Origin of the sequence: Mycobacterium sp. URHD0025, from assembly GCF_000426065.1 — a bacterium.
Classification (GTDB): domain Bacteria; phylum Actinomycetota; class Actinomycetes; order Mycobacteriales; family Mycobacteriaceae; genus Mycobacterium.
Genome location: NZ_AUEQ01000016.1, coordinates 175,308 through 188,554 on the forward strand (window position 1 = coordinate 175,308; position 13,247 = coordinate 188,554).

Consider the following 13,247-nt stretch of genomic DNA (forward strand, 5'->3'; position numbering starts at 1 on the left):
TGCCCGAACAGCGAGCGGCGTCATGAAAAAGATGTGGGCAGATATGCCCATATCTCTGGTACGCTTCGGTCATGAGCCTGAGCTTCCACACCTTCGATCCAGCCACCCGGCGACTGGACACCGCGCCCGGAGCCGTCGAGGCCTACCCCGGTGGGGACGTCGCCGTCCGCCACCTCGAGCCCGTCTCCGACGGCCGGCGACCCGTCGCCTGGAACGCCGGAGGTACCCTGAATTTCGCCGCGGTGGCGCAATGGGTCGCCTTTCACAAAGACGCGCGCCCGATCCTGGTGATGCCGTATCTGCCGTCCGCGCGCGGCGATCACGATGCGACCTACGACGCACAAGGTGTCGCGCGCCTGACCGCGGCGACCGGAGTGCATGACGTCGTCGCCGCCGACCCGCACTCCGGCGCCTGGGCCGCATCCGCCGAGGCCTACGGTGCCGCCGTCCATGCCGTCAGCGCTACCGATCTCATCGCCGAATCCCCACTGGCCCAGATGGACTGGGACGGTGTGATCGCGCCCGACAAGGGTGCCGTGGGCCGCGCCGGCGCGGTCGCGAACCGGCTCGGCGTGAGGCTGTTGACGGCGGGCAAGGTGCGGGACCCGAAGACAGGAGCGCTGTCCGGGTTCACCGCGCCCGACGATCTGGAGCCGGGCCGGTACCTGCTGGTCGACGACATCTGCGACGGCGGAGGCACTTTCGCCGGTCTTGCCCAGGCCATCCGTGAAACCGAGCCCGCTGCCGAACTGCACCTGTGGGTCACCCACGGCCTGTTCACGGGGCGGTGGCGCGAGAACCTGCTGCCGCACTTCGCGTCGATCACCGCCGCGAACACCAGCCCCGGCATCGCCCCGGATGCCCTGCCCGCGGACGTCCGGCAGGTGCCGCTGATCGAGCACGTCGTGTCCTTGCTCACCGAAATGGAGAACTGATCATGAGTTTCAACTCACGCGACTACAGCCCTGCCACCATCGACGCGCTGACCGTGCTGATGGAGACCGACGCATACAAGCTCGATCACCGCAGGCAGTACCCGGAGCGCACCGAGTTCGTGTATTCCAACCTGACGGCCCGCGGCAGCCGCATCCCGGAGGTCGACTGGACTGTGTTCTTCGGGCTGCAGGCGTACCTGACCGATCTGGCGGCCCGCTGGCAGACCTTCTTCGACGCCGACATCGATGAGGTGTGCCGCGCCTACGAGGAACGTGTCAGCGACATCCTGGGACCGAATAGCGTTGGCTCCGAGCACATTCGCGATCTGCACGCTTACGGAAGGCTGCCGTTGCGGTTCCGGGCGCTGCCCGAGGGGACCGTCACCCCGCTGGGTATCCCGTACCTGACGGTGGAGAACACCGAGCCGCGGTTCTTCTGGCTGACCAACTACATCGAGACCGATCTGTCGGCCGCGTTGTGGCAGCCCATCACGTCGGCCACCACGGCCTGGCGCAACCGGTGCCTGCTGGACGAGCGTGCCGAGGCCTCCGGTGCCGCGCCGGCCGCAGTCGATTGGCAGGGCCATGATTTCTCGGCCCGCGGTATGGCCGGCATGGGTGCGGCGTCGGTCAGTGGCGCCGCGCACCTGCTGAGCTTCACCGGCACCGATTCGCTGTCGGCGCTGGGCTGGATCGACCGGTTCTACCCAGGCTCTCCCGACGGGACCGTGCTGGGCGGTTCGGTGCCGGCCACCGAGCACTCGGTGATGACAGCGAACGGGCCGGAAGGGGAGTTGGCCACGTTCGGGCGCCTGCTGGACCTGTATCCGTCGGGCATCGTCTCGGTGGTCAGCGACAGCTGGGACCTGTGGCAGGTGGTGACGGAGTTCCTGCCCGCGCTGAAGGACACGATCATGGCGCGGGACGGAAAACTGGTGATCCGCCCCGACTCTGGCGAACCGGAGCTCATCCTGTGTGGTGATCCGGCCGCACCGGCCGGCAGCCCGCAGCGCAAGGGCGTGGTGAACCTGCTGGCCGAGACGTTCGGGACCACCGAGAACACTGCCGGTTACCGAGAACTGGACCCGCACGTCGGCGTGATCTACGGCGACTCGATCAATTTCGAGCGGGCCGATTCGATCACCGCGAACCTGATGCGGCAGGGCTATGTTTCGACCGTCCCAGTATTCGGATTTGGTTCTTATACATACCAATTCGTCACTCGGGACACCTTCTCGCTGGCAGTGAAGGCGACGTGGGTGCAGGTGGACGGGCAGGGTCGCGACATCTTCAAGGATCCGGTCACCGATTCGGGTACCAAGCGTTCGGCACGCGGCCGGCTGGCGGTGCTGGGCGGCATGGACGGCTCGTTGGCACTGCTGCAGCGAGCCACCGCCGACCAGGAGGCCAATTCGCGACTGCGGACGGTCTTCGAGGACGGTGTGTTCGCCGGCGCCACGACGTTCGCCGGGGTGCGCGCCGAGCTTCGTGCCAGTTGGGCTCGGTTTGAGGCCGCGAAGATCCGACGGGAAGAGGTGGCATGACAGAGTTGGAATGTGCGTGACGAACCCGCAGACGATCAGCGCACATGGCTGTCGGTGGACCTCGTGGCGATCACCGACGATCCGGACGACCCGGCACTGGTGCTCTACCGCCGTGAACGCGCCCCGCACGCCGGGCAGCTGTCGCTGCCCGGCGCGGTGATGGACCCGGCGAGGGGGCAGACGGTCGCGCAGACTGCCGGCTGGATCGCCGACGAGCGAGCGCATACGCAGGTGCTCGACGGTACCGAGCCGTTTCCGATCACCGTGGTGTCCGATCCCAGCCGTGACGAGCGGGGTCACACGGTCTCACTGGTGTGCCTCACCCGGGTGTGCTCCCCGGGTCAAGGCGCGGTGTTGATCAGGGCGGGCGACCGGATTCCGGCCCCGATGCCGTTCGGCCATGACCGCATGCTCGCCGCGGCCGCGGGCCGGGCGTTCGATGGGCTGTTCACCGACAGTGCGGTGGCCCGGGCGTTGGTATCGACCGACGCTGCGCACGGAACCACCGGCACCGGGCTGTGGTCCACCCTGCGGCTGTTGCACCACTTGGCGGGGCGGGATCCGGAACACGCCCCCACTGCGGAGGCGGTGCGTCGGCGCAGGTCCAGGACGACGGTGCTGGTGCCGGGCGGCAAGGTGGCAGCTGTCACGCGCCCCGAGACGGTTTATGTGAGCACTGACGCCACATTTGCCTAATCGGTAACATCAATCTCATTGGCAACGACATTCACAGGTGTCGCAGCTGTAGGGGGTGAGATGCGGAAATGTCTGCGGGGTGTGCTCGCGGCGCTGGTGTGTGCCCTGGCGCTGATCGCCAGTCCGGTACCCGCGCCGGCCGCGCCACCCGTGGCCGGCAAGGACTTCACCAAGCCCGCCATCGTCATCCTCGGCTACGGGCTGAAGCCCGACGGCTCGATGCGCGCCATCTTGTATCACCGCGTGCTCACGGGCCTCGCGATCGCGCAGGCGTTCCCGCAGGCCCCGGTCATCGTGACCGGCGGCAACCCGAAGAACGGGCAGACCGAGGCCGCACAGATGCGCAATCTGCTTGTCATGCTTGGTCTTCCGGCCAACCGCATCATCGTCGAGGACCGGGCGAACAGCACCGTCCAGAATGCACAGTTCTCGGTTCCGCTCGCGAAGAAGGCGGGCGCGACGGGAATCATCGTGGTGACGTCGTCGACGCATCAGGGCCGCGCCGACCAGAACTTCGCCGATGCCGGTGGCAATGTGCTGGCCACGGTGAGCTTCCCCGACGGCAATCCGTCGGTGAACATCGCCCAGTTCGTGCGTGACGTGCTGAGTCCGTTGACGCCGATCGGCTGAAACAGCCACACCATGCACCCCTGGCCGGCATTACGATGACTGCCCGAGATGAACAGTCCCACCACGTCGGTCGAGGCCGACAAGAGCGCCTTCCGGGCGCGTCTACTCGCCGCCATGATCGAGTCGATCGTGGAGGACGGGTATCAGAACACCACCGTCGCTGACATCGTGCGCCGGGCCAAGACGTCGCGACGCACCTTCTATGAGCATTTCGGGAGTCGTGAGGAGTGTTTCGTAGCGCTGTTGACCAGCGTCAACACCAGACATGTGCGTGAGGTCGCGGGGGGCGTAGACCGAACCGCGCCCTGGCAGGATCAGGTCCGCCAAGCCGTCCAGGCCTGGATCGCCTCCTATGAGGCCAATCCCGAATTGATGCTGGCCTGGATTCGCGATCTACCGACCATGGGAACCGCAGCGCGCGCCCTGCAGCGCGAGTCGATGGAGAATTTCATCGCCATGGTGCAGGCGTTGACGGACAACGAAGCATTCCGCTCGGCCGGTGTGTCGATCTCGCGGCGTCGCACCATCATGATGATCGGCGGGTTGCGTGAGCTGACCGCGATCACCGTGGAGAGCGGTGGTCAGATAGGGGAGATCACCGAGGATGCGGTGGCGGCCTGCACCGCGATGCTGAGGCCGGTCAGCTGACGGCCACCGCCGCCTGCTGGTGGCGGCGCTGCCGTTCGATGGTCGCGAAGTAGAAGGCGAACGCGAACGCGAAGCTCGTGAACAGGCTCGCCACGAAGAACAGCCATGGGTGGCGAATGCCGCGGCGCAGCCCGTCGATGATCGTAAACAGCGGCAGCAGAATGACATTCGCGATCGTGTAGTCGGCACTGGCCGAGCCGGCCGCGGGGTTGGTGTACCCCAGCGCGATGAATTCGGCCCAGCTGCCCGGTCCCCAGATCGGATTGCCGTCCGGTTGGGCGTAATGCGCGACGAACTGCATGTTGAAGTACCAGCAGATCGGGATCGAGGCCAGGCCGACGACGTAGTAGGCCACCTCGACGCGGGAGAGCACCGGACCGGGCGGACGCGAGAAGACGTGGGGGTTGAGGCGGATGACGAGCGCGACGACGGCCACGCCCAGCACTGCATGAACGATGAGCGACACCATGGCGTGAGCACACTCCCGATGCCGAGTTTTGTCAATATTGACATTTCATGCCGTTGGCACCTCTCGGCCGTGCGGTAACTTCACTGCCATGGTCAGACCGGCGCAGACGGCGCGCAGTGAGCGCACTCGCGAGGCGCTGCGCCAGGCCGCGTTGGTGCGGTTCCTCGCCCAGGGCGTCGAGGCCACCTCGGCCGAACAGATCGCCGCCGACGCCGGCGTCTCGTTGCGCACCTTCTATCGGCACTTCACGTCCAAGCACGATCTGCTGTTCGCCGACTATGACGCGGGCCTGCACTGGTTCCGGGCGGCGCTGGCGGAGCGTCCGGCGACCGAATCGATCCTCGATTCGGTGCAATCCGCGGTCCTGGCCTTCCCGTATGACGTCGACGCGGTCACGAAGATCGCTGGGATGCGCGCGGCGGAGCTCGACCCGGACCGGATCGTGCGGCACATCCGGCAGGTCGAATCCGACTTCGCCGATGCGGTCGCCGAGGTTCTCGTGGCGCGCCGCGGAGCGGTACCGCACGGCGACGACGGACTGCGGGTCGTGGTCACGGCCAGATGTGTGGCGGCCGCGGTGTTCGGTGCCATGGAGTTGTGGATGGTCGGCGACAAGGCGGGAGAGCGTTCATTGCCCGAGCTGGCGCGGATGTGCCGGACCGCCTTGGAGGCGCTGCGCACCGGGCTTGATTGATGTTTTGTCATTATTGACAAAACATGAGCCTCGGTGTCAGCCTCAGTCGATGGCGGACTACGACGCGATCGTGATCGGCGCGGGGCACAACGGGCTGGCCGCTGCGGCCATGCTGGCCCGGGCGGGGCTGCGGACCCTGTGCCTGGAGGCCAAGCGATACGCCGGCGGCATGGCATCGACCGTCGAATTGTTCGACGGCTACCGGTTCGAGATCGCCGGCTCGCTGCAGTTCCCCACCGCGGCGGTGGTGAGCACCGAACTCGGCCTGGACAGCTTGCCGACCGTGGACCTGGAAGTCATGTCGGTGTCACTGCGGGGAATCGGTGACCCGCCCGTCGTCTATTACGCCGACCCGATGAAGATGCTGGCCCACCTCGGTGAGGTCCACGGCGCCGATGCGGTGGCCGGGATGGCCGGGCTGATGGCCTGGAGCCTGGCGCCCACCCGAGCGCTGGGCCGATTCGACGCGGGCCGTCCGCCCCGCACGCTCGATGAGATGTACGCCTGTGCGACAACGGAATCCGAGCGCGCCGCAATCGATGACCTGCTGTTCGGATCGGTCAGCGATGTGCTGGACCGCTATCTGCCCGACCGGGACAAGCACGGTGCGTTGCGTGGCATGCTGGCCTTTCTGGCGGTCAACACCACCTACCGCGGTCCTGAGACGCCGGGCAGCGCGGCCGCCCTCGCCTACGGGCTGGCGGTGCCCGACGAGAACGCCATGCTGATGAAGAAGCTGGTGGGCGGAATCGGTGCCCTGACAGAACATCTGGACGGCATGCTCACGGCGGCCGGTGGTGAGCTGCGACTGCGTAGCAGTGTCGATCGGATATCGGTCGAGGCCGGCCGGATCACCGGGGTGCGACTGGTTGACGGCACGACCATCACCGCGCCCGTTGTGGTCTCGGCGATCGCCCCCGACACCACGGTCACCAAGCTGCTCGACCCCGAGGCGCTGCCGGCCGAGGTGCGCGAGCGGTTCACCCGCATAGACCATCGAGGTAGTTACCTGCAGATGCACTTCGCGCTCGACGGGGCACCCGGCTTCGACAGTCCGTACGAAGTACTCAACGATCCTGAGATGCAAGCTGCCATCGGGCTTTTCAGCACTCCCGAAGAGCTGCAACAGCAGTGGCAGGACGCCCGCCACGGGATCGTGCCCGCCGATCCCGCGATCGCCTTCCAGATTCCGTCGGCCCACGATCCGACGCTGGCCCCTGCGGGCAAACATGCCGCCTCGGCGTTTGCGCTGTGGTTCCCGGTCGAGGAGTCCACATCAGGGTACGGCGAGATGAAAGCCGAGATGGGCCGACGCGTGATCGAGAAGATCGCCAGGCTGGCACCGGATTTCGAACGCCGGATCATCCGCCACACCACATTCACCCCGCGCCACATGGGGACCATGTTCGGCGCGCCGGGCGGCGACTACTGCCACGGTCTGATTCATCCAGAGCAGATGGGCCCGAACCGGCCCGGACCCAAAGGATATGTCGGCCAACCGATTCCCATCGAAGGCTTGTACCTGGCCAGCGCCGGCTGCCACGGCGGCCCCGGTATCACCTTCATCCCCGGCTACAACGCCGCCAAGGCGGTGCTGGCCGGCTAGCGGTTACGCAACTGTTCGGCCCAGTCCTTGGGTACCCGCCCCTTCGGGCCGGGTACCGGCTGATCTTTCGGATGATGCTGCGGGGGCGCCAGCTCGGGCCCGTCGTAGTACTCGTTGGTCTCGAAGTTCCAGAACCAGTCCTCGCCTGGTTCGAACGAGCGGATGATCGGGTGTCCGCTTTCACGCCAGTGTGCCGATGCGTGGCGGGCCGGCGAATCGTCGCAGCACCCGATGTGACCGCACGCCGCGCAGCGCCGCAGGTGTACCCACCAGCCTCCTGAGGCGGTGCACTCCGCACACCCGGGTCCGCTGGGACGAGCGGTCGGATCGACGGCATTGCTCATATCTCCGAGCGTAGCCGCGAGTAATCTCGCCGCATGGCAACCAGCGATTCCCGTGAAGTAGTCATCGAGGCGACCCCGCAGGAGATCCTCGATGTTGTGGCCGACGTGGAGGCGACGCCGAGCTGGTCGCCGCAGTACCAGCGCGCCGAGATCCTCGAGAGCTACGACGATGGCCGGCCCAAGCGGGTCAAGATGACGGTGAAGGCCGCGGGGCTGACCGATGAGCAGGTGATCGAATACACCTGGAGTGAGAACAAGGTCAGCTGGACGCTGGTGAGCGCCGGTCAGCTCAAGGCCCAGGATGCCAGCTACACCTTGACCCCCGACGGCGACAAGACCAAGGTGCGGTTCGACATCACGATCGACCTGTCGGTGCCACTGCCGGGCTTCATCCTGAAGCGGACCATGAAGGGCGGCGTCGAAACCGCCACACAGGGCCTGCGCAAGCAGGTGCTCAAGGTCAAGAAGGGCTAGCCCGTCAGCTCGAGTTGGCGTCCGAGGCGGACTGCGCCAGCTCGGTCAGCAGGGGCGGGATGTCCATCCGGCCGAGCATCACCTCGACGAACACCATGTGATCCGGTGTGGCCGCGGCTTTCGTCAGGGCATCGTCGAGCTCGCCGAAGGTGCTGACCCGGAACGTGAGTGCATCGGGGACGCCGAGGGCTGCGGGCAGCTCGGTCCAGCGCCATCCGGCGATGTCGTTGTATTCGGCTGTGATGCCGTGGATTGCGCGTTCCACGGTGTAGCCGTCATTGTTGACGACGACCACAACGGGCGCCAAGCCCTCGCGGCCGAACGCGCCGAGCTCCTGGATGGTCAGCTGGGCGGCGCCGTCGCCGATCAGCAGCACCGTGCGGCGTCGGCGATCGGCGAGCCCGGCCCCGAGAGCGGCCGGCAGTGTGTAGCCGATGGAGCCCCACAGGGGCTGACCGATGAACGTCACCCCCGAGGGCAATCGGTGTCCGGCCATCCCGTAGAACGACGTGCCCTGATCGGCAAGCACCACGTTGCCCGGGGTCAGCGCTTGGGAAAGCCTGTCCCACAGAGCTTCCTGGGTCAGCGCGGTGTCGCGGCCCGGTGGGTCGACGGGATGCCGCGCCGGTAGCGGGGGCAGCGCCGGTGAGGTGATACCGCGCTCGGTGAGGATGGCGGTGAGGGCGTCGAGTGCGGCTGCCATGTCCAGTGGGGCGTAGACCTGTCCGGCCACCACACTCTGGTTGACGCCGATGTCGATGGTGCGCGCCGGGTCGATGCGCTGGCTGAAGAATCCGCTGACCATGTCGGTGAACAACACGCCCGCGGTCACCAGCACCGGCGCGTCCTCGATCGCCTCGCGCACCGAATCCTCGCTGGCCGCACCGGCATAGATGCCCAGGTAGTTCGGTGAGCTCTCGTCGACCAGGCTCTTGCCCCACATCAGGGTGGCGTGGCCGACGGTGTCGGCGGCCAGCAGCGCGCTGAGTTCCTCGACGCAGCCCAGCCGGTGCACCAGGAAATCGGCGAGCACGGTCAGCCGGTGCTTCCCGATCAGCTCGGCGGCCGCGGCGGTGAACATCGACAGCGCCCGCGGACTCGTGCCGCCGGTGTAGCGGGGCAGCGGCGCGGCGGGGGGTTCGGTGGGAAACCGGGCCACATCGGTGGCGATCAACAGGTAGCCGGGCCGCTTCTGCTCGCGGACCTCTGAGAGCACCCGGTCGATCTCACGTGTCGCCGTCGCGGGAGCCAGATTGGCCTGGGCGCAAGTGATTTCGCGGCTGATCCGCAGGAAGTGCTCGAAGTCGCCGTCACCGAGGGTGTGATGCACGATCCGGCGCGCGCCCTGGGAATCCTTGGACGGCGCGCCGACGATGTGTACCACCGGCACATGCTCGGCGTAACTTCCCGCGATCGCGTTGGCCGCCGACAGTTCGCCGACCCCGAACGTGGTGACCAGTGCGGCCATGCCACGCAGCCGGCCGTAGCCGTCGGCGGCGTAGCCGGCGTTGAGTTCGTTGGCGCCGCCGACCCACCGCAGGGTCGGGTGGGCCAGGACGTGGTCGAGGAACTCCAGCTGATAATCGCCGGGGACGCCGAAGACCTCGGTGACGCCGAGCTCTGCGAGCCGGTCGAGCAGATAGTCGCCGACGGTGTAGGGGTTTTCGCTCATCCTTTAGTGTGCCTCGCATGACCAATACCGGACCGCTCGCCGGAGTGCGAGTTATCGAACTCGGCGGCATCGGCCCCGGGCCACATGCCGCGATGATGCTGTCGGACCTGGGCGCCGACGTGGTGCGGGTGCGCCGACCGGGTGGGCTGACCATGCCGGCCGAGAACGTCGACCTGCTGCACCGGGGCAAGCGCATCGTGGACCTCGACGTCAAGGCCGAGCCGGGCAAGCTGCTGGATCTGGTCGCCAAGGCCGATGTGCTCTTGGACTGCTTCCGGCCCGGAACCTGCGAGCGCCTCGGCATCGGTCCGGCCGAGTGCGAGGCCGTCAACCCGCGGTTGATCTTCGCAAGGATCACCGGCTGGGGCCAGGACGGTCCGCTGGCCACCACCGCCGGTCACGACATCAACTACTTGTCGCAGACGGGCGCCCTCTCGGCGATCGGCTATCGCGACCGCCCGCCGGTGGCGCCGCTCAACCTCGTCGCGGATTTCGGTGGCGGCTCGATGCTCGTCGTCATCGGCATCGTCACCGCGCTGTATGAGCGGGAGCGCTCCGGTAAGGGGCAGGTGATCGATGCCGCGATGGTCGACGGCGTCAGCATGCTGTCGCAGATGATGTGGACCATGCGGGCCACCGGATCGTTGCGCGATGAACGCGAGTCGTTCCTGCTCGACGGCGGTGCCCCGTATTACCGGACCTACGAGACCTCTGACGGCGGTTACATGGCGGTCGGGTCGATCGAGCCGCAGTTCTTCGCACAGTTGGTCGCCGGTCTCGGCCTGGACCCCGGCGAGATTCCGGGCCAGTTCGAGCTGACCCGCTACGACGAGATGCGGGCCATCTTCACCGAGCGCTTCGCCACCAAGACGCGCGACGAATGGACGGAGATCTTCTCGGGCACCGATGCCTGCGTGACACCGGTGCTCACCTGGGGCGAGGCCGCCAAGAGTGAGCATCTACGGGACCGGTCGACACTGATCACCGTGGACGGCGTCGAGCAGGCCGCCCCGGCTCCGCGGTTCTCCCGGACGTCGCCGGCGGCACCCGGACGGCCACCGCAGTCGAGCACCGACATCGCCGACATCGGCTGGACCTGACGGGCAGCTGAGGTCTTTGGTCCCTGGCCATTGCGATCCACAGCGGCCACGATGAAGGTGTGACTTCCTCGAACGCACCCGTAGTGGTTGGAATCGACGGCAGCGATGGCGCGCTCGCTGCGGCCCGTTGGGCAGGCGCGGTTGCGTCGCGCTTCGGCGCACCGCTGCGCATCGTGCACGCTTTGCCGTCCGTCGGCCGCAACCTGACCCAGACCGCGGCTGCGTTTACCGCAGCGATGATGTCGTATCAGCGCGACATGGCCGACGCCTTCCTCAAGGCCGCTGAGGAGGCCGTGCGGGGTGATCACCCCGAGCTGTCGGTGTCCACGGTGTCGTTCAACGAACCCGCCGACCAGGTGCTGATCGACGCCGGTGCCGGCGCGCGTCTCGTTGTCCTCGGCGGCAAGAAGGTCACGCCGGCCGCGGCGCTGCTGCTCGGATCGACGGCGCTGTCGGTAGCCACCCGGGCCGCGTGCCCGGTGGTGGCCTTCCGTGGGGACCGGGTCGTACCGGGGGACGGCCCTGTCGTGGTCGGTGTCGACGACAGTCCCGCCGCGCAGGTCGCGCTGGCGACGGCATTCGAGTTCGCCGATCAGTTCGGGCTGGCGGTCAATGCTGTGCGCTCGTTGTCGTTGGCCGCACCGGCCGAGACGGGTGTCACCATCCCCCTGCTGATCGACTGGGATGGCGTGGAGTCCGCCGAACTGGCCGACCTCACCGAGACCGTCGACGTCCACAACAAACGTCACCCAAGCATCGAGGCCAAGTGTTTCATCGAGCCGGACTCGCCCGGCAAGGCGCTGCTGAAACACGTCGCCGACTCAGGGCTCGTGGTGGTCGGCTCCAGGGGTCGCAACGCACTGGCCGGTGTGCTGCTGGGTTCGACCAGCCTGAACCTCCTGCACCACAGCCCCGTGCCGGTGATCATCTGTCGCGCTGCACCAGAAGGAGATTCGGATGAGTGATCACGACGTCCGGCACGGCATCGTCGTCGGAGTTGACGGATCGCCGTCCTCAGACGCAGCGGTCGCCTGGGCGGCGCGCGAAGCCGTGCTGCGGGGTGTCGGGCTCACACTGGTGCACGCGCTCCCGGGTGCCGCGTCACCCGTTTGGCTGGATGTTGCGTTGCCGCAGGACTATTGGGACTACCAGGATCAGCAGGGCCAGGCGGTGCTCGATGCCGCGCGCCGCGTCGCCGTCACCACCATTGCCGGGCAGCAGGAACCCCGCATCATCGCGAAAGCGGTTCCCGGGCACGCGGTTGCCACGCTCATCGAATACTCACGACAGGCCGATCTGGTGGTCGTGGGCTCTCGCGGTCTTAGCAAATGGGGGCGCCGCCTGCTCGGATCGGTCAGCTCGAGTATCGCCGCGCATGCCCACGGACCGGTCGCTGTGATCCCTGACAACGACTATTCGTCGGAGGGGCCCGTGGTGGTCGGGGTCGACGGATCACGTGCCTCCGAATTCGCCACAGAGATCGCGTTCGACGCGGCGTCACGCCGCGGTGTGGAGCTCGTGGTGGTGCACACCTGGACGGATCTGAACTTCGAGTTTCCCGACGTGAAGTGGGAAGACCTGAGTGCCGAAGCTGAGCGTGCGCTTGCTGAGCAACTGGCCGGATGGTGCGAGCGGTATCCCGATGTGGTGGTGCGGCGCGTGGTCATGCCCGACAAGCCCGCCCGGCAATTGCTGTCCCAGGCGGAAACCGCACAGCTCGTGGTGGTCGGCAATCGTGGACGCGGCGGATTCACCGGATTGCTCCTCGGCTCGGTCAGTTCCGCGGTCGTCAATTCCTCCACGACACCGGTGATCGTCGCGCGAAGCTGAGCTCAGCCCTTCCAGGGTTTGCTGTCGGAGCCCAAATGCCGACCTTTGGCGGCCCGGGTCGCTACATTCGGTCATATGGCCGTGCGGGCATCACGCGAGGAGGTCTTCGAGGCCTCGCCGGAGGCGATCATGGAGGTGCTCGCCGATGTCGACGCGCTGCCGTCCTGGTCTGCGCTGCATCGCCGCGTCAAGGTGATCGACCGCTATCCCGACGGGAAGCCCCACCACGTCAGGGCGACCATGCGGTTGCTGGGCATCACCGACAAAGAGCTGCTCGAATTTCATTGGGGCGACCATTGGATGGTGTGGGATGCCGAGCCCAACATGCAGCAGCGCGGGCAGCACGTCGAGTACAACCTGACGCCAGAGGTGGACAAGACCCGGGTGCGGTTCGACGTCATCGTCGACCTCGCGATGCCGATCCCCGAATTCCTCGTCAAGCGCGCACGGACACTCGTCCTCGACGTGGCCATCGAGCGGTTGCGTCAGCGCGTCATGAGCCGTTCGCGGCGCCGGTGATCGTCGCGCCGCCGAATCCTTCTGGCTTGTCGCCGGTATGGCGCAGCGTGAGCAGAACGGAATAGCCCGGGGTGGCGGGTCGGTTG

At 67.1% G+C, this 13,247-nt stretch carries 15 protein-coding genes; 12 read left to right on the forward strand and 3 right to left on the reverse strand.

All coding sequences use genetic code 11. The features are described from left to right. Nucleotides 1-71: 71 nt before the first annotated feature. From H977_RS33860 to H977_RS0125035, 5 genes are read left to right on the forward strand one after another with little or no spacing between them, the layout of a single operon-like run. Nucleotides 72-935 (forward strand): phosphoribosyltransferase family protein, encoded by an 864-nt coding sequence (locus H977_RS33860; protein WP_051289051.1) that lies wholly within the window; start codon nt 72-74, stop codon nt 933-935. Between the two features lie 2 nt (nt 936-937). Beyond that, nucleotides 938-2,479 (forward strand): nicotinate phosphoribosyltransferase, encoded by a 1,542-nt coding sequence (locus H977_RS0125020; protein WP_029110430.1) that lies wholly within the window; start codon nt 938-940, stop codon nt 2,477-2,479. A gap of 12 nt (nt 2,480-2,491) precedes the next feature. Then, a complete protein-coding gene (locus H977_RS33865; RefSeq protein ID WP_051289052.1) occupies nt 2,492-3,175 on the forward strand; it encodes an NUDIX hydrolase in 684 nt (227 codons plus the stop codon). Between the two features lie 60 nt (nt 3,176-3,235). Continuing rightward, nucleotides 3,236-3,805 (forward strand): YdcF family protein, encoded by a 570-nt coding sequence (locus H977_RS0125030; RefSeq protein ID WP_029110431.1) that lies wholly within the window; start codon nt 3,236-3,238, stop codon nt 3,803-3,805. A 48-nt stretch (nt 3,806-3,853) separates the two neighbouring features. Beyond that, entirely contained in the window at nt 3,854-4,453 is a 600-nt protein-coding gene (locus H977_RS0125035) for a TetR/AcrR family transcriptional regulator (RefSeq protein ID WP_029110432.1), read from the forward strand. Here the strand turns inward: H977_RS0125035 and H977_RS0125040 are convergent. Next, entirely contained in the window at nt 4,446-4,922 is a 477-nt protein-coding gene (locus H977_RS0125040) for a DUF2834 domain-containing protein (protein ID WP_029110433.1), read from the reverse strand. The two genes, H977_RS0125035 and H977_RS0125040, sit on opposite strands and share 8 nt — an antisense overlap. 88 nt (nt 4,923-5,010) lie before the next feature. Here H977_RS0125040 and H977_RS0125045 point away from each other — a divergent pair, with 88 nt between their 5' ends. Both H977_RS0125045 and H977_RS0125050 read left to right on the forward strand, forming a co-directional pair. Beyond that, complete coding sequence (locus H977_RS0125045) at nt 5,011-5,616, forward strand: TetR/AcrR family transcriptional regulator (RefSeq protein ID WP_029110434.1); 606 nt, start codon at nt 5,011-5,013, stop codon at nt 5,614-5,616. A gap of 49 nt (nt 5,617-5,665) precedes the next feature. Continuing rightward, the gene (locus H977_RS0125050; RefSeq protein ID WP_029110435.1) at nt 5,666-7,222 is read left to right on the forward strand and encodes a phytoene desaturase family protein; all 1,557 of its coding nucleotides are present in this window, start codon (nt 5,666-5,668) and stop codon (nt 7,220-7,222) included. Here H977_RS0125050 and H977_RS0125055 read toward each other — a convergent pair. After that, nucleotides 7,219-7,566 (reverse strand): UBP-type zinc finger domain-containing protein, encoded by a 348-nt coding sequence (locus tag H977_RS0125055; protein ID WP_029110436.1) that lies wholly within the window; start codon nt 7,564-7,566, stop codon nt 7,219-7,221. The two genes, H977_RS0125050 and H977_RS0125055, sit on opposite strands and share 4 nt — an antisense overlap. A 33-nt stretch (nt 7,567-7,599) precedes the next feature. On the opposite strand from H977_RS0125055, the gene H977_RS0125060 reads away from it, so the two are divergent. Then, nucleotides 7,600-8,040: an SRPBCC family protein gene (locus H977_RS0125060; RefSeq protein ID WP_029110437.1), complete on the forward strand. Its 441-nt coding sequence runs from the start codon at nt 7,600-7,602 to the stop codon at nt 8,038-8,040. A gap of 4 nt (nt 8,041-8,044) precedes the next feature. Here H977_RS0125060 and H977_RS0125065 read toward each other — a convergent pair whose 3' ends face one another. Continuing rightward, entirely contained in the window at nt 8,045-9,712 is a 1,668-nt protein-coding gene (locus H977_RS0125065) for an alpha-keto acid decarboxylase family protein (protein ID WP_029110438.1), read from the reverse strand. A gap of 17 nt (nt 9,713-9,729) precedes the next feature. Between H977_RS0125065 and H977_RS0125070 the strand changes: the two genes are divergently transcribed. The 4 genes from H977_RS0125070 to H977_RS0125085 all read left to right on the forward strand — a co-directional run bounded on the left by H977_RS0125070 (nt 9,730) and on the right by H977_RS0125085 (nt 13,161). Further along, nucleotides 9,730-10,812 carry a CaiB/BaiF CoA transferase family protein gene (locus tag H977_RS0125070; protein WP_029110439.1) on the forward strand — a complete coding sequence of 361 codons (1,083 nt, stop codon included), beginning with the start codon at nt 9,730-9,732 and terminating at the stop codon, nt 10,810-10,812. A gap of 59 nt (nt 10,813-10,871) precedes the next feature. Then, entirely contained in the window at nt 10,872-11,777 is a 906-nt protein-coding gene (locus H977_RS0125075) for a universal stress protein (RefSeq protein WP_029110440.1), read from the forward strand. After that, nucleotides 11,770-12,642, forward strand: coding sequence for a universal stress protein (locus tag H977_RS0125080; protein ID WP_029110441.1), 873 nt, complete (start codon nt 11,770-11,772; stop codon nt 12,640-12,642). Before H977_RS0125075 ends, H977_RS0125080 begins: the two co-directional genes overlap by 8 nt. A 75-nt stretch (nt 12,643-12,717) precedes the next feature. Continuing rightward, the gene (locus tag H977_RS0125085; protein ID WP_029110442.1) at nt 12,718-13,161 is read left to right on the forward strand and encodes an SRPBCC family protein; all 444 of its coding nucleotides are present in this window, start codon (nt 12,718-12,720) and stop codon (nt 13,159-13,161) included. The last annotated feature ends 86 nt before the right edge of the window (nt 13,162-13,247 follow it).

Coding starts and splice junctions, on each gene's coding strand:
- H977_RS0125030 (WP_029110431.1), top strand. CDS start 3,236: ATGCGGAAATGTCTGCGGGGTGTGCTCGCGGCGCTGGTGTGTGCCCTG.
- H977_RS0125055 (WP_029110436.1), bottom strand. CDS start 7,566: ATGAGCAATGCCGTCGATCCGACCGCTCGTCCCAGCGGACCCGGGTGT.
- H977_RS0125080 (WP_029110441.1), top strand. CDS start 11,770: ATGAGTGATCACGACGTCCGGCACGGCATCGTCGTCGGAGTTGACGGA.
- H977_RS33860 (WP_051289051.1), top strand. CDS start 72: ATGAGCCTGAGCTTCCACACCTTCGATCCAGCCACCCGGCGACTGGAC.
- H977_RS0125060 (WP_029110437.1), top strand. CDS start 7,600: ATGGCAACCAGCGATTCCCGTGAAGTAGTCATCGAGGCGACCCCGCAG.
- H977_RS0125050 (WP_029110435.1), top strand. CDS start 5,666: ATGGCGGACTACGACGCGATCGTGATCGGCGCGGGGCACAACGGGCTG.
- H977_RS0125085 (WP_029110442.1), top strand. CDS start 12,718: ATGGCCGTGCGGGCATCACGCGAGGAGGTCTTCGAGGCCTCGCCGGAG.
- H977_RS0125020 (WP_029110430.1), top strand. CDS start 938: ATGAGTTTCAACTCACGCGACTACAGCCCTGCCACCATCGACGCGCTG.
- H977_RS0125040 (WP_029110433.1), bottom strand. CDS start 4,922: ATGGTGTCGCTCATCGTTCATGCAGTGCTGGGCGTGGCCGTCGTCGCG.
- H977_RS0125070 (WP_029110439.1), top strand. CDS start 9,730: ATGACCAATACCGGACCGCTCGCCGGAGTGCGAGTTATCGAACTCGGC.
- H977_RS0125035 (WP_029110432.1), top strand. CDS start 3,854: ATGAACAGTCCCACCACGTCGGTCGAGGCCGACAAGAGCGCCTTCCGG.
- H977_RS0125065 (WP_029110438.1), bottom strand. CDS start 9,712: ATGAGCGAAAACCCCTACACCGTCGGCGACTATCTGCTCGACCGGCTC.
- H977_RS0125045 (WP_029110434.1), top strand. CDS start 5,011: ATGGTCAGACCGGCGCAGACGGCGCGCAGTGAGCGCACTCGCGAGGCG.